The organism is Paenibacillus sambharensis, assembly GCF_003233845.1.
In the GTDB taxonomy this organism is placed as follows: Bacteria; Bacillota; Bacilli; order Paenibacillales; family Paenibacillaceae; genus Paenibacillus_I; species Paenibacillus_I sambharensis.
On the sequence record NZ_QKRB01000057.1, the window covers coordinates 419,865 to 435,316 of the forward strand.

Here is a 15,452-nt window from a genome sequence, read left to right on the forward strand (position 1 = left end):
GAACTTATGGTATAACTTATGCTTGTGGCAGCAAATATTTGAGGGCGTAAGCCCTCTTTTTTGTTGTATCCGTGGAAATGGGCCAAATCATAGAATTTAGACCATCTATTAAAGGGGTTGGCGCTGTGGCCGGACCATTAAGGCACACTGATATTAACGGAGGATATGCAGCAGATGAAAGGATGGCAGCGCCGGACCGGTACACTGGCAGCCGGCTGTGGGAGCTGAACAGGGTACAGTGTGAGCTCAGGGCGCTGTCAGGAGAAGAGTTGGCCAGAAGGCTGACCGAAGCAGGAATCCGCACGGGCTTAAGCGGACCGGCTGATCAGGCAGGCGTGTGGACAGAGCAGTTCCATCAGCCAAGACAGCCGGACCTGCGTTATTACAGTGTGCCTGTCTATCATTTGGAGGCGCTTGAGGTTCGGCGGATTGATCAAGTCAGGAACTTCGCACCTAGCGATTGGGGACCCCGCCATCCCATCTACCGGCGGGCGGCCGCAACGGCTGTCAAGGCCATCTATGCCCTCGGTCTGGATTACGGCGAGGTTCAGATTTCGTGTACCAGCAGCGGAAGACTCAACATTACCGGGCTCGCTCTGCGCCCGCATGGCAGCAGCCCGCAGCTGTGGGAGGCGGCGGCTCGCGGCTTCAGACAGAGGGCACGAGCCGCGGCTGTGGCTGAGCAGGCGGCAGAGGGTGAAGAGAGCGGAATGTTAATTGGCGCAGACCCTGAATTTGTTCTGCTGCTGCCTGACGGACGGATTGCGCCAGCGGACCGCTATCTCCGGCAGGGTGACACGGCAGGGCCGGATTCTCTGCGTGTGGGAGGGAAGCTGAGGTACCCGGTTGCGGAGCTGCGCCCGGAGCCTGCTGCGTCTCCGGGCCGGCTGGTACAGAATATCCGGCAGCTTCTGCTGAAGGTTTCCCGGCAGACGGCAGGCGTCAAACTGCGCTGGGCAGCAGGCGGTATGCCGGTGGCCGGCGTGCCGCTCGGCGGGCATATTCATCTTAGCGGGGTATGGCTGAATGCCCGTCTCCTGCGCACCTTGGACAGCTGCCTGGCTATTCCGCTGGCAGCAGTGGAAGGGGAGGCGGGGAAGGGGCGCAGACCCCGCTATGGTGTTCTCGGTGATTACCGGAACCAGCCGCACGGAGGCTTCGAATACCGTACGCCGCCAAGCTGGCTTGTATCACCGGCGGCAGCTGGTGCGGTGTTTGCTCTTGCTCTTCTGGCCGCACGGGATTACCGGGACCTCCCCCTGCTCCCTGCAGAGGACCCGATTGTACGGGAGGCTTACTACAGCGGAAACCGTGAGGTTTTGTTAGAAGCGGCAAATGAAGTATTCCAGGTTATTCGTTCTGCCCGCTCTTACCCGGAGCTGCGCGGATGGATTGAACCGCTTGCTAAGGCTGTCAGCAGGAAAGCGACATGGAATGAAGGAGAAGATATCCGCCTGAAGTGGAAGATACCGGTTTCCAGCTGATTGCCGTTTTCACGGGTTCCTGTTTTTCTGCTATAATAGCGGTTGATATGTTACAGGCCTGGAGAAGGCCAACAGTGAACCTACAGGAGGGGCGGCATGACAACGTATACCCCCATGATTCAACAATATCTTGCTATTAAGGAAGAAGCGAAGGACGCGTTCCTGTTCTTCCGGCTTGGTGATTTCTATGAAATGTTCTTTGATGATGCGGTTCTCGCAGCTAGAGAGCTGGAGATAACTTTAACGGGCCGGGAAGGCGGAGGCGCCGAACGCATTCCGATGTGCGGGGTGCCTTATCATTCGGCGGACAATTATATCAGCAGGCTAATCGAGAAGGGCTATAAAGTTGCGATCTGTGAGCAGGTTGAGGACCCTTCCGCCTCCAAGGGTGTTGTCCGGAGGGAGATTGTCCGGGTTGTAACTCCTGGTACGGTGATGGAGAGCAAGTCGCTTGAAGGAAAAGGCAATAACTTCATTGCTGGAGCGGCACGGCTGGACGGCGAATGCGGCATCGCGGTCTGTGACCTGTCAACAGGCGAAATGTACGTGACATCGTTTCCTGATTCGCCGGAGCTCGCGGCCGATGAAGTGAATGTGTATCTCCCGGCGGAGATTGTCGGTGATGAAGAGCTGCTTGAGCAGCTGAAGACACTGGCTGGCGGCTTCGGCCGCCCGGTTGTCTTCACGCCGCGCATGCCCATGGATGGGCAGCGGCTTGAGCAGCGCTTCGGTGCCGATTCGCTTGGGCAGCTGACCGCAGTCAGGCGGCGGGCAGTAAGCCTGCTCACCGGGTATCTGGAGGATACGCAGAAGAGGTCGCTCAGCCACGTGACCCGGTTCACGGCTTACGAGACGAATCAGTACATGATACTGGACCAGTTCACCAGGCGCAATCTGGAGCTGACAGAAACCGTGCAGGAACGCAGCAAGAAGGGCTCGCTGCTGTGGCTGCTGGACCGGACCTGTACGTCAATGGGTTCAAGGCTGCTGAAGCGCTGGATTGACAAACCGCTGCTGAACCGGACTGTTATCGAGCAGCGGCTTGATGCTGTGGACAACCTCTATCGGGATCTCATCCTGCGGGAAGAGCTGCGTTCGAGTCTCAAGGACATCTATGATCTGGAGCGGCTTGTCGGGCGGGTCGCATACGGCAGTGCCGGCGGGCGTGATCTGAATGCGCTGAAGCACTCATTGCGGCAGGTTCCAGCGATTACAGAGCAGTGTACAGCTTCAAATTCCTCTACACTTCGCGGAATTGTAGAAGGTCTGGATGACTGCAGCGACCTGGCAGATATCATTGAGACGGTGCTTGTTGAAGATCCGCCGCTGTCGATCCGGGAGGGCGGATTAATTCGTCCGGGCTATGATGAGTATCTGGACCAGCTTCGCGAAGCGAGCACGAACGGAAAGAAGTGGCTTGCTGACCTGGAGCGCCGGGAGCGTGAAGCTACTGGAATCAAGACACTTAAGATCGGCTACAACAAGGTGTTTGGCTATTATTTAGAGGTTTCCAAGGCCAATATCGCCATGCTGCCGGAGGGCCGGTATGAGCGCAAGCAGACACTGGCTAATGCCGAGCGGTATGTCACGCCGGAGCTCAAAGAGAAGGAGAAGCTGATTCTGGAGGCCGAGGAGAAGATGGTCGACCTGGAATATGAGCGCTTCATCGAGCTGCGGAATCATATTGCTGAAGGACTGGACCGGCTGCAGCGTCTCGCGGCCGTGATCGCAGCTGTTGACGTCTATCAGTCGCTGGCTGCGGTCAGCGCCGAACAGCGCTTCGTTCGTCCGGTCATATCGGAAGGCTATGATCTGATTATTGAGGAAGGCAGACATCCCGTGGTAGAAGCCGTCATGGAGGGCTCGCCGTTCATCGCGAACGGTACCCGCCTGACCGCAGATGGACCAATGCTGCTTATTACCGGGCCAAACATGGCGGGCAAGAGCACCTATATGCGTCAGGTAGCCTTGATCTGCATGATGGCTCAGATCGGCTGTTTCGTCCCGGCACGCAAGGCGGAAGTGCCGCTTACTGACCGGATATTTACCCGCATCGGAGCGGCGGATGATCTGATTGGCGGCCAGAGTACCTTCATGGTCGAAATGAAGGATATTCAAGTGATGACCGAGAAGGCAACTCGCAGCAGCCTGGTAATCATCGACGAGCTTGGCAGAGGCACATCGACTGGTGAAGGCATGGCCATCGCCCAGGCTGTTATCGAATTCGTGCACCATTCGATTGGCTGCAAGGCACTGGTTTCCACGCATTTCCATGAGCTAGCGCATCTGGAGGAATCTCTGCCGGGCTTGTCTAACGGCTGTATGGCCGTTCAGGAGAGCGGCGACAATGTAACCTTCCTGCGCAAGCTGGTATCGGGAGCTGCCAGCACCAGCTATGGGATCTACTGTGCCCAGCTGGCCGGTCTGCCAAGCTCCGTGATTGGACGAGCCTATGAGCTGCTTCATGCAGGTGAACAGCCGGCGGCGTCACGTGCCAAACCGGCAGATACACAGCTGGCAGCTGAAGTTGACCCGCAGCCATCTCAACAGCGCCCGGCAAATCAGCCGGAACCGGCCTCCGTTTATGCTGCGGCTTCTGATTATGCGGTGGAAAGTGCGGCAGCCGCCGAAGCCGTGGCTGTTAAGGAACGCGGGACGGCGGAACGGGATGAAGCATACACGCCGGAAGCAGCCGGTGAGGCGGCTGGGGTTATGCAGCTGGCTCTCTTCGCCGACGCGGCAGGTGCCAGCACCGCCAAGTCCAAGAAAACAGTGAAGGCGGAACAGCTGATGGAGCAGCTTAAGAAAGTGGATCTGATGAATATGACGCCTCTGCAGGCTATGCAGTGGATTCAAGATATGAAGATGAAGTGGACGGATTAAGAAGGGAAGGAGGCTTGCAGGCTTATGGGTAAAATCAATGTACTGGATGAGCAGCTGGCCAACCAGATCGCTGCTGGGGAGGTCGTGGAGCGGCCGTCCTCGGTGGTTAAGGAGCTGGTGGAGAACGCGGTTGACGCCGGGAGCACCACCATTGATGTAGAGGTAGAGGAAGGCGGGCTTACGCTCATCCGGGTCAAGGACAACGGCTCGGGTATCGACCCGGAGGATATTGAGACCGCATTTCAGCGTCATGCCACGAGCAAGCTGCTCTCCAGCAAGGATTTATTCCGGATCGCAAGCCTTGGCTTCCGTGGTGAGGCCCTCCCCAGTATAGCGGCTGTTGCCCGTGTGGAATGTGTAACCTCTCCGGAAGAATCAGGGCTCGGCCGCCGGCTCGTAATGGAGGGCGGGACCGTTAAGGCTCTGGAGGATGTTAATACACCGCAGGGCACTGTCATGACGGTTAAGGATTTGTTTTACAACACACCCGCCAGGTTAAAGTACATGAAGTCCATTCAGACTGAGCTTGGCCATATATCCGACTACATCAACCGGCTGGCGCTTGCGCATCCTGGGATTGCGTTCACCCTGTCTCATAACGGCAACACACTGCTTCGTACTCAGGGAACAGGCGACCGGCTTCAGGTCATAGCGGCCGTCTACGGTACAGGTGTTGCGAAGAGCATGCTGGCGGTGTCTGGTGACCATCCGGATTACGAGCTGATGGGTTATATATCCAAGCCGGAATTGACCAGATCGAACCGCAACAGCATTACCGTTATTGTAAATGGCCGATATATTCGCAGCTTCGTCTTGAACCAGGCAATCATGCAGGCCTACCACACGCTGCTGCCTATCAACCGGTTCCCGGTAGCAGTGCTGGAGATCGGCATGCATCCGGGGCTTGTTGACGTCAATGTGCATCCCTCCAAGATGGAGGTGCGCTTCAGTAAAGAACCGGAGCTTCGGACATTCATTGAGCAGGTGCTGAAGGAAAAGCTCGGCGCTATGGTGCATATCCCTGGACAAACAGAAGCCGAACGTTCCAAGCCGGTCTATGTGCAGGAGCGGATTTCGTTCCATAAACCTGAGCCGGGCTTCCCGGCGCCTTCAGCTTCAGAGCAGTCGAAGAGAGGTTCCAGTCAGGCGGAGCAGCGGAATTCCGGTATGCAAGGCGGCAGAGAATACAGCAGCAGTACTGTGGATAGAGGCCGTGCCTGGCAGCCAGCGGCAGGCTATCGCGACCAGCAGCAGGAGCAGCCTATTCCGCCTGATGCGGCAGAACGGCTGTACAAGCCTTCTTCAACTTCCGGGCAGTCTCAGGCTGTTCAGGAAGCCGCAGCTGCTTGGGAAACCGCATCACCGGTTATCCGGGCTGGTGACGGGTATCCCCGGAGCTCTGGATTAGAAAACGGCATGCAGCCGGGCAGCGGCACGGCGCCAGCGTATCCTTCTGAGCCGGTGGATAACGGTCAGAATGCTGCAGGGAACGGGACGAAGGCAGCAGACAAGCCGGAGGGTAGCGGTTTTCCCGAACTGTCATGGATCGGTCAGCTGCACGGCACCTATTTTGTAGCTCAGAATGAGGATGGCTTGTACCTGATTGACCAGCATGCGGCCCATGAGAGAATCAATTATGAATACTACTTCCGCAAGTTTGGTGAACCCGAGTCGCTGAGCCAGTCGCTGCTTGTTCCTCTGACGCTGGAATTTACGGCGGGAGAAGCCGTGCTGATCCGGGAACGGCTGGATGCCTTCCGCGAAGCCGGTGTGGAGCTTGAGCCATTCGGGCAGAACGCCTTCCTGGTGCGCGCTTACCCGCAGTGGCTTCCTGAAGGAGAGGAGCAGCCGATTCTCGAAGAGATGGCTGACTGGGTTCTGTCTGAGAAGAAGGCAGTCGATCTCTATAAGCTTCGGGAGAAGGCCGCTATTCTCTGCTCGTGCAAAGCATCGATCAAAGCGAACCACCGGATGAGCCGTGAGGAGGCAGAGGTGCTGCTTGCAAGGCTGGCTGCCTGTGAGCAGCCGTATACATGCCCGCATGGCAGGCCGATCGTTGTTCATATTTCCACCTATCAGCTTGAGAAGATGTTCAAGCGGGTGATGTCATGATTGTGACGACATCTGAGAAGCCGGTGCAGCAGATAGAGGAGAGGGCGCGAATGCTGGCGGATGAGCTGAGCGGCCGGTACGTTCCCCGCAAGGATTCGACCCTCGTCAAGCTGCGCCAGCGTTATCATGATGATCAGCTCCTTGTCGTCACAGCGGATGAGCTGCGTTATTATGAGGACGAGGGCACGCCGCTTCATTTTCATCCAAGCATGGCCTTTGTCCGCGTCAAGCGGCTTCGCAAGGGTGAGATCGATCCGCTGCTCGCTGTTTCCGGCTGCACGCCAGGCGACAGCGTGGTGGATTGCACGGCCGGCCTTGCCTCTGATTCCATCGTATTCGCTTATGGCGTCGGACCAGCAGGCCATGTAACCGCGCTGGAGAGCGAGCAGCTGCTGTATACCATCATCCGTGAAGGTTTGCAGCATTACATAACGGGATTGAAGGATGTAGATGATGCGCTGCGCCGGATTGAGGTGGTCCGGGAGGAGCATCTTCGGTACTTGTCCGGATTGCCGGATAACAGCGTGGATATTATTTATTTTGACCCCATGTTCCGCGATCCGATCGCTGCCTCTGCCTCATTAAGACCACTGCGCGGGCTTGCCAACCATCAGGCACTGACCGAACAGGCGGTGGCTGAGGCAGTCAGGGCTGCGCGCAAGTCCGTCGTCTTGAAGGAAATGGCGAAGAGCGGAGAGTTTGAACGGCTCGGGTTCGAACGGCAGCGATACGGCACCGCGAAAACCGCCTATGGAGTGATACGAATTTGACAACCAGCAGCTTGGATAATCAGAGTAAGAACCGCCTGCTCGTATTGATTGGACCGACAGCGGTCGGGAAGACCCGCTATAGTCTGGAAATTGCCAAAGCGTGGAACGCCGAGATCATATCCGGAGATTCCATGCAGGTTTACAAGGGCATGGATATCGGAACGGCAAAGCTCCCCTTGGAAGAACAGGAGGGCATCCCGCACCATATGATCGATATCTGCGAACCGGAGCATCCTTTCTCGGTGGCCGAATTCCAGGAGCGGAGCAGGAGGCTGATCGAAGAGATCTCGGGACGCGGCAGACTACCATTCATCGTTGGCGGAACGGGCCTGTATGTTGAAGCGGTCTGCTACAACTATGTATTCTCGGAGAGCGGGTCTGATGAAGCATTCCGAGAAGAGATGCAGCTGTATGCGGAAGAGAACGGCGCTGAGGCGCTGCACAGCAGGCTGCAAGACATTGATCCCGTAACAGCCCAGCGCATCCACCCGAACGACATCCGCAGGGTAATCCGCGCCCTTGAGGTGTTTCATACAACGGGAACCACCATGTCGGAGCAGCTCGCCGGTCAAAAAAAGGAGAGCCCCTACGAACTCTGTATCATAGGTTTGACGATGCCGCGGGAAAAGCTGTACGATAGGGTGGAGCTGCGAATCGACCAAATGATGGAAGAAGGGCTGGTCGAGGAAGTCAAGGGTCTGCTCGAAGCCGGGGTCCCGGAAAGTGCGATCGCTCTTCAAGGACTGGGATATAAGGAAATCGTTCCCTATCTGAAAGGTGAAACTTCACTTGATGAGGCGGTATATACGCTAAAGCGCGATACCCGGCATTTCGCCAAGCGGCAGCTGTCCTGGTTTCGCCATATGAAGGGCATACACTGGGTCGATGTTGGCGACGAGCAAAATTTTCACGGGAACCTTCAGGAAATACATGGTATACTAGAAGGAAAGTTCAAGCATCACCTTGAATAAACTAGTAATCAATCTTTTTGACGGGGGTACGGCCAAATGAACAAACCGATCAATATTCAAGATACGTTCCTAAATCAGCTGCGCAAGGACAGTGTGCCGGTTACGGTATATCTGACCAACGGGTTTCAAATTCGCGGCGTAATCAAAGCATTTGACAATTTCACGATCGTTATTGACAGTGAAGGCCGTCAGCAAATGGTATACAAGCATGCCATCTCGACGTTCACCCCGCAGCGCAATGTGTCGCTGATGCAGGATAACAGCGGAGAAGGCTGAGCCGGGTTATTTTGAAACCTTTTGACATGAAGTTTCGTTAAGATGAATAACGGATGCAGGAGCAACCCGTTAATTGATCGCAGCTGTACCCGCCAGGGTGTGGCTGCGGCGATTGGGTTGTTCTTTTCGTTCGGGCACTATATATAGTACGGGTGCTGCAATAATCACCCGGCATGGGAGGGGAGTCTGCTGTGACAGAACCTAGATCCGCAAGGACAGGCAGCAGCGAACGCGGCAGCAGGAAGGCTGCGCCGAAGAAGAAGAAGCCAAAGAAGAAATTTTCAGTTAAGAGAATGATGATATGGATGTTCTTTACCGGGGCGGTTGCAATCGTATGTGCGATTATAGGCTACCTGCTGATTGCTCTTAACGGGGAACGGATTCTGGCGGCGAACCAGGATGAATTCGTGTTCGCTGAAGCATCCACAATCTATGATGCCGATGGCAACGAGATTACCAAGCTGTACCGGGAGAACCGGGAGTATGTTGAATTTTCCAAGATCCCCAAGCTGCTGAGAGACGCCTTTGTCGCTACCGAGGATAAGCGTTTCTACGAGCATAATGGGGTTGACTTCTTCGCAATTGGGCGCGCGCTTGTGAAGGATGTTATCGCACGCAGCGCAGTCGAGGGCGGCAGTACAATAACGCAGCAGCTTGCGAAGAATATGTTCCTCAGTCATGAGAAGACATTCTTCCGCAAAGCGTCGGAAGCCTCTATCGCCGTTGCACTGGAGAATAAGAAATCAAAGGACCAGATTCTGGAGATGTACCTTAACCGGATCTACTTCGGCAAGACTGCCTACGGCATTCAGGCTGCTTCCGAGCTGTATTTTGGCAAGGAAAAACTTGAAGACCTGGATATCTGGGAAATTGCCACACTGGCGGGTATGCCGAAGGCGCCTAGCCGTTACAACCCGATCAACAATCCTGAGAAATCCCAAGAGAGGATGGCAGTTGTGCTGTCCCTGATGGTGCAGCAGGGCTTGATCACGCAGGCTGAAGCAGATGAAGCCAAGGCAGAGGCTGCTAAATATGAACCGCCTGTTGCCAATGAGGAGAAAGTAACTCAGCCCTATCCTGCTTTTATCGATTACGTCATCAACGAGGCTGAGCGGGTATCCGGATTGACGGAAGAGCAGCTGCGGCTGGGCGGTTACAGCATCCGTACGACGCTGAACACGAAGGCTCAGCAGATCGTTGAGAAGGAGTTTGCCGATCCAAGCAACTTCGAAGAGAGTGTGGACGACCAGATCGTTCAAGGCGCTATGATTATTATTGATCACCGCAGCGGTGCCGTGCAGGCGATTGGCGGCGGGCGGGACTATCAGGTAAAGGGCACCAACCGGGTTCTCGATACCAGGCAGCCGGGCTCGGCCTTCAAGCCGATAACCGTGTACGGTCCAGCCCTTGAGACGGGCGAGTGGTTCCCGTGGTCCACTCTGCGGGATGATAAGAAGTGCTACGGCAATTATTGCCCGACTGACTCCAATCGTGTTAAGTATATCGGACCAGTCAGCATGGAGCAGTCGGTTAAAGAATCGCGTAACGCGTCTGCAGTTTGGCTGCTGAACGAGATCGGGATTCAGCGGGGGCTTGATTTTGCCAAGACGCTTGGATTTGAACTGGCGCCGGAGGACCGTAACCTTGCGGTAGCGCTTGGCGGTCTGTATAACGGTGTGACACCGATGCAGATGGCGACAGCCTACAGTGTGTTTGCTAACGGCGGCAAATCGGTAGACCCGCATGCCATTATCAAGATTGAAACCCGCGGCGGCGGGACGGAATATGAGTACAAAGCGCCGAGGGCCAAGCAGCTTATTGAGCCTGAGACGGCTTATTACATGACTGATATGCTTCAAAGCGTGCTGGAGAAGGGCGGAACAGGCACCCGCGCACGGATCGACCGACCAGTGGCAGGCAAGACGGGAACAACACAGCATGGCGTTCCAGGTCTGGTCTCAAGCGGCAACCGGGATGCCTGGTTTGTCGGCTATACCCCAGAGTGGTCGGCTGCCGTCTGGATGGGATATGTGCGAACAGATGCCCAGCATGTGCTCAAGCAGAGCAGTGCCATGTCAGCCGCGATGTTCGCCAAGGTTATGGGGCAGGCGATGAAGGGAATGCCGGTAACCAGCTTTGACAAGCCGGGAAATGTGAAAGAAGTGGAGCAGCCGCCTAAGGTTGGCGGTTTCTCGGTGAAGTGGAGCGAGGATCAGATGGGGGTTCAGATTTCCTGGGCTCGCCAGAGCGATAAGAATCTGCTGTACAACGTTTACCGGAAAGAGTCCTCAGAGGGCCAATATACACTGATAACCCAGACCTCTGACACGTCGGTTCTGGATCAAGGGGTAATGGCCAACAGCACTTATGAATATTATGTGGTGTCCTACAACTCTGACCTGGGCCTGGAGGGAGAACCTTCCACCAAAGTTTCTATTACGGTTCCAGAGCCTACAATGGAGTCGCCGTCGGATTTGGAGGATCCTGAGAACTTGGAGAACGAGCCGGCAGATGACTTGCCGGATAACCTCGGTAACCTCCCGGGTAATGTGACCGAGCCAGATGTAACCGAGCCTTCGAATACGAATAGTAATGATCCCGCAGCGGGCGGGAATGCTGGAGGCAATGCCAGCGGCAGCCCTAATTCTGCTGGAGGATCAGGAAGCGTAAACGGGGGCAGTAACGCTGCCGGCAGCACCGGGGGTAGTGGCACGGGCGGGAACACGGGAGGCGCTTCTAGTGGATCGGTAGAAGGCAGCACCGGGGGAACGGCCGAACAGCCAGGGGGCACAAACACTGCAGAGCCGGATGGCTCTGCGGATGGCACGGCTGCGACGCCGGCGCGCGGTAGCCAGCCTACCGGCCGCAGCAGCCAGATTGCGCCTAAAGTAGATGTTAATCAACAAGACACAGAGTCAGCTGCAGGTACGGCAAACACGCCGCAGCCTTGACCAAGCTGCAGTACTGAAGGGATGGGGAGCTTCCTCATCTCTTTTTGTTATGTGAAGCAATAGGAAAAGGGCTAGCTGGGTATCTGCTTATTTTTCGGGGTCCAACTGGAGAAGGCGTTCAAGATGTGGTAAGCTTTTTTTATGGAATTGTTTAGGAGCCATGTTTTCTAAGGAAGGCCCGGCTAGAATGCGGGCGTATTATGATCCCAACGGAAAGGTACGTACCTTATGAAACGAAAATTTTCAGATCGGGCTAACTGGAGGCGTATCCTTCGCAAAAGCTACACATGCTTATCACTCGACGGCGATGATTTCAGGGGATTGGTCACCTTCTACCGGATTCATGAACTCCGTGAACCGTTATGGAAGGAGTACAACGGCAAGAGGCTGTGCCTGGCGGACAAGGGGTTTCTATGGATGCAGCATTTTCCCCGCGGGGAGCACTTCGTTGTTACGACCATGTTTGATGACAAGGGCAAAGTTGTGCAGTGGTACATTGACATTTGCAAGACACAGGGCCTGACCGACCAGAAGGTCCCATGGTTCGATGACATGTATCTGGATATTGTTGTGCTGCCGACAGGTGAAGTGTTCCTTCTGGATGAAGACGAGTTGGAGGAGGCCGTTCAGTCCGGAGAAGTGACAGTCAGGGAAGCGGAAATGGCGAAGAAAACGGCTGGCCGGCTCTTGTCGCTGATCCGCAACGGGCGGTTCCGTTATTTTACCTTAAGCTTGAAGCATCGGAAGTCGCTTGCTGAACGTGTAAGCGGAAAGGAGCTTTCGTGAAGCCAATAATGCAGGCTGTAATGGCTGTTGAGACAGCCGGCCACACCCGCGGTAGAAGATTGCGCCGTCTCGCATTGCGGATTATCCTTGCCGCTGTGCTGCTCACCGTTATCTGGGTGGGCTATCTGCTCTGGGTTATCAACCGGTTTGACCCTGGCCCTGTTGGAGAAAGCTATGATGCGGGGATCGTGCTGGGAGCCTCTCTTTGGCGCGATGTGCCAAGCCCCGGATTAAGGGAGCGGCTGGATCATGCGCTTAAGCTTTATGAAGAAGGCCGGTTCGATACCTTTATTTTGACAGGGGGATATGGCGGGGTCCGCTCCAGGCTGGCCGAAGCAGAAGGGATGCGTAATTATCTGCTTGAACGCGGCGTGCCTGAGTCGGATATGCTGCTCGAAACGACATCAACGAGTACTTACGACAACCTGTTGAACAGCAAAGCCATTATGAGAGAGCATGATATTGAGAAGGTCGTTATTATTACGCATGAGTTTCATTCAGCACGCGCTTATGACATTGCCCGTTACCTGAATTACCCGGATGCTGACCTGTCTCCTGCCAAGTCAGAGGTCGTACCGGAGCATCAGCAGCAGCCTCGTGAAGTACTGGCATTTACCAAGTGGAAAATAGACAGCTTACTGTTAAAGCTTGGCCTTCGTCTGCCGGATTTCTAGAGCCGCCAGACAGTGTGTTATACGGACAAGGGTGCTCAAATCTTCTACTATGCAGGAAATCTGCCGCATATATTGTTCAAGCGGAACAGGGCCGGGAACAGCAAGGGTCCTGTTCGAATTGCAGCTTAGCAAGTGGTAGAGAGGGGTGCCTGTAATGAACGTGCGTGCTGCGGCTTCAGCCAACCAACCGGCAGCGGGAAGGCCATCCAGACAGATCAATGTTGTGCTGCGTTCGACGGAGCAGACAGCTCCTGCAGCAGTTCAGCTGCCTTCTTCCGAACCACAGGAGTCATCCGGTTCAAGCGCTTCGAAGGCGAGCACCGGCAGTCCGCTGTTTGCGGAGATCCAGAAGGATCTGGACCCTATGGTCGGGATGGAGAATGTTAAGACACTGGTATACGAAATATATGCCCTGCTGCATGTCTCTCAGCTCCGGTCTGATGCAGGATTATCAGGCGGATCACACGTGTATCATATGATATTCAAGGGCAATCCCGGCACAGGCAAAACAACAATTGCGCGAATCGTCGCCAAGCTGTTCCAGAAGATGGGCGTACTCCAGAAGGGGCATCTTGTCGAGGTGGAACGGGCGGATCTGGTAGGCGAATATATCGGCCATACGGCGCAAAAAACCCGCGATCTGGTTAAAAAGGCGCTGGGAGGGGTATTATTCGTCGATGAGGCCTACAGTCTCGCTCGCGGGGGAGAGAAGGATTTCGGCAAGGAAGCGATTGATACGCTTGTGAAGGCGATGGAGGATCACAAGAACCAATTCGTGCTTATACTTGCCGGCTACCCTGAGGAGATTGAGACGTTCCTCATGACGAATCCTGGACTGCCTTCGCGCTTTCCTATTCAAATCGATTTTCCTGATTATTCTGTGGACCAGTTAATCCAGATTGCTGAGCTGATGGCAAGGGAAAGAGATTATACCCTTATGCCGCAGGCGGTCTTCAAGCTGAGGCAGCATCTGGCGCAGGAGAAGGAAGAGTCCTACTTTTCGTTCAGCAACGCGCGGTATGTGCGCAATGTCATCGAGAAGGCTTTCAGGCACCAAGCCGTACGGCTGCTCAATCAGTATGCGTCAGGCTCGCCGGGAAAGCATGAGCTGATGTCAATCCGTGCAGAAGATCTCAAGTGGGAGGTCTGAACGAATAGGTTTGATTTTGACAACAAAGGGGTACTGGCTATGGCTACGACAACTCACGAAACAAGACATGAAATACAGGATAAGGCAATACTTGTCAGCCTGATTACCGATGAAATCAAACGTGGCGGAAGCGATCCCGAGCATTCGCTTGATGAGCTGGTAAGCCTCGCCGAAACGGCGGGTGTTGAGGTGCTCAGTGCGATAACCCAGAACAGGGAGACCCCTGACAGCCGCTGGTTCATCGGCAAGGGCAAGGTCGAAGAGCTGAGGGCGGCTGCAGACGAGCTGGGTGCAACTACCGCGATCTTCGATCAGGAGCTCTCGGGTGCGCAGGTTCGAAATCTGGAAGAAGCGCTTGATCTTAAAATTATTGACCGTACCCAGCTCATTCTGGATATCTTCGCCGGACGGGCAAAGACCCGTGAAGGTATTATCCAGGTTGAGCTGGCCCAGCTCAGCTACCTGCTTCCGAGACTGGTGGGACATGGCAAGAATCTTTCCAGGCTGGGAGGCGGCATCGGTACCCGCGGTCCGGGTGAGACCAAGCTGGAGACGGACCGCCGGCATATCCGCGACCGGATCTCCGATCTTAAGCGGCAGCTGGAAGAGGTTGTTCGGCATCGCAAGCTGCACCGCGAACGTCGCAAGAAGAGCGGTGTTACCCAGGTAGCGCTGGTGGGCTACACCAACGCTGGCAAGTCAACACTGCTGCGGGAACTGACGGCTGCTGATGTATACGTCGAAAACCAGCTGTTCGCTACTCTGGACCCCACGTCCAGAACCTGGGAGCTCCCGAGCGGAAAAGAAATTGTCCTGACGGACACGGTTGGATTCATTCAAAACCTTCCTCATGATCTGGTTGCTGCTTTCCGTGCTACACTTGAGGAAGTGAATGAAGCCGACTTGATCCTGCATGTTATTGACAGCTCTTCTCCCATGCGTGAAGAACAGATTGCCGTTGTAGGTGATATTCTTACACAGCTAGGAGCTGGAGATAAGCCGCAGCTGATGGTCTATAACAAGAAGGACCTGTGCTCTTCGGACTGCCGCGAGCTGCTGGCCGGAGGCAAGGAGGCCCTCTTGATCAGTGCCTACGACAAGGAGGATCTCGACAGGCTGAGCAATGCTGTCCAGGACAAGCTTACCGGTGACACCAAGTCATTCGCTATTCCTGCTGAGCGGGGTGACTTGATCGCACTGGCTTACCGCTGCGGAGAAGTGCTGCATCAGGAAGCAGAAGAGGATCTTGTGAAGCTCACGGTGCAGCTGAACAAGCATGAGTTTGAAGTGAGCGGCTATAAGCTTGAGCCCTTCACCAGTATGGATGAGATAAGAACGGAAGGTTAATCAGAGGAGAGTCGTACATTTTCATGGGATATAACAGCGCGATATGGC

The 15,452-nt window shown here is 55.2% G+C and carries 11 protein-coding genes; all 11 read left to right on the top strand.

Features of this window, described 5'->3' with window-relative positions:
- The first annotated feature begins 125 nt into the window (after positions 1–125).
- The 11 genes from DNH61_RS23755 (at position 126) to hflX (ending at position 15,404) form a co-directional block, all read left to right on the top strand.
- Positions 126–1,484 carry a putative amidoligase domain-containing protein gene (locus DNH61_RS23755; RefSeq protein ID WP_181438843.1) on the top strand — a complete coding sequence of 453 codons (1,359 nt, stop codon included), beginning with the start codon at positions 126–128 and terminating at the stop codon, positions 1,482–1,484.
- 96 nt (positions 1,485–1,580) lie between these two features.
- Positions 1,581–4,367, top strand: coding sequence for a DNA mismatch repair protein MutS (mutS, locus tag DNH61_RS23760; protein WP_111149305.1), 2,787 nt, complete (start codon positions 1,581–1,583; stop codon positions 4,365–4,367).
- Between the two features lie 24 nt (positions 4,368–4,391).
- Positions 4,392–6,479: a DNA mismatch repair endonuclease MutL gene (gene mutL / locus DNH61_RS23765; RefSeq protein ID WP_111149306.1), complete on the top strand. Its 2,088-nt coding sequence runs from the start codon at positions 4,392–4,394 to the stop codon at positions 6,477–6,479.
- Positions 6,476–7,249, top strand: coding sequence for a class I SAM-dependent methyltransferase (locus DNH61_RS23770; RefSeq protein WP_111149307.1), 774 nt, complete (start codon positions 6,476–6,478; stop codon positions 7,247–7,249). Before mutL ends, DNH61_RS23770 begins: the two co-directional genes overlap by 4 nt.
- Positions 7,250–7,260: 11 nt before the next feature.
- Positions 7,261–8,220: a tRNA (adenosine(37)-N6)-dimethylallyltransferase MiaA gene (gene miaA, locus DNH61_RS23775; protein ID WP_111149428.1), complete on the top strand. Its 960-nt coding sequence runs from the start codon at positions 7,261–7,263 to the stop codon at positions 8,218–8,220.
- A gap of 36 nt (positions 8,221–8,256) precedes the next feature.
- Positions 8,257–8,496: an RNA chaperone Hfq gene (gene hfq, locus DNH61_RS23780; RefSeq protein ID WP_111149308.1), complete on the top strand. Its 240-nt coding sequence runs from the start codon at positions 8,257–8,259 to the stop codon at positions 8,494–8,496.
- Positions 8,497–8,687: 191 nt separating this feature from the next.
- Positions 8,688–11,447: a transglycosylase domain-containing protein gene (locus DNH61_RS23785; protein ID WP_245948304.1), complete on the top strand. Its 2,760-nt coding sequence runs from the start codon at positions 8,688–8,690 to the stop codon at positions 11,445–11,447.
- 228 nt (positions 11,448–11,675) lie between these two features.
- Positions 11,676–12,233, top strand: coding sequence for a ribonuclease FAU-1 family protein (locus DNH61_RS23790; protein ID WP_111149310.1), 558 nt, complete (start codon positions 11,676–11,678; stop codon positions 12,231–12,233).
- Positions 12,230–12,907 (top strand): YdcF family protein, encoded by a 678-nt coding sequence (locus DNH61_RS23795; RefSeq protein ID WP_245948305.1) that lies wholly within the window; start codon positions 12,230–12,232, stop codon positions 12,905–12,907. The genes DNH61_RS23790 and DNH61_RS23795 overlap by 4 nt, the downstream gene beginning before the upstream one ends.
- A gap of 154 nt (positions 12,908–13,061) precedes the next feature.
- Complete coding sequence (locus DNH61_RS23800) at positions 13,062–14,057, top strand: AAA family ATPase (RefSeq protein WP_111149312.1); 996 nt, start codon at positions 13,062–13,064, stop codon at positions 14,055–14,057.
- A gap of 39 nt (positions 14,058–14,096) precedes the next feature.
- On the top strand, positions 14,097–15,404 hold the full coding sequence (gene hflX / locus DNH61_RS23805) for a GTPase HflX (RefSeq protein WP_111149313.1): 1,308 nt from the start codon (positions 14,097–14,099) through the stop codon (positions 15,402–15,404).
- Positions 15,405–15,452 lie beyond the last annotated feature (48 nt).

What these genes read in the sequence shown, in the direction of transcription:
- mutS (WP_111149305.1), top strand. Translation starts at nt 1,581, where the DNA reads ATGACAACGTATACCCCCATGATTCAACAATATCTTGCTATTAAGGAA.
- mutL (WP_111149306.1), top strand. Translation starts at nt 4,392, where the DNA reads ATGGGTAAAATCAATGTACTGGATGAGCAGCTGGCCAACCAGATCGCT.
- DNH61_RS23770 (WP_111149307.1), top strand. Translation starts at nt 6,476, where the DNA reads ATGATTGTGACGACATCTGAGAAGCCGGTGCAGCAGATAGAGGAGAGG.
- hfq (WP_111149308.1), top strand. Translation starts at nt 8,257, where the DNA reads ATGAACAAACCGATCAATATTCAAGATACGTTCCTAAATCAGCTGCGC.
- DNH61_RS23790 (WP_111149310.1), top strand. Translation starts at nt 11,676, where the DNA reads ATGAAACGAAAATTTTCAGATCGGGCTAACTGGAGGCGTATCCTTCGC.
- DNH61_RS23800 (WP_111149312.1), top strand. Translation starts at nt 13,062, where the DNA reads ATGAACGTGCGTGCTGCGGCTTCAGCCAACCAACCGGCAGCGGGAAGG.
- hflX (WP_111149313.1), top strand. Translation starts at nt 14,097, where the DNA reads ATGGCTACGACAACTCACGAAACAAGACATGAAATACAGGATAAGGCA.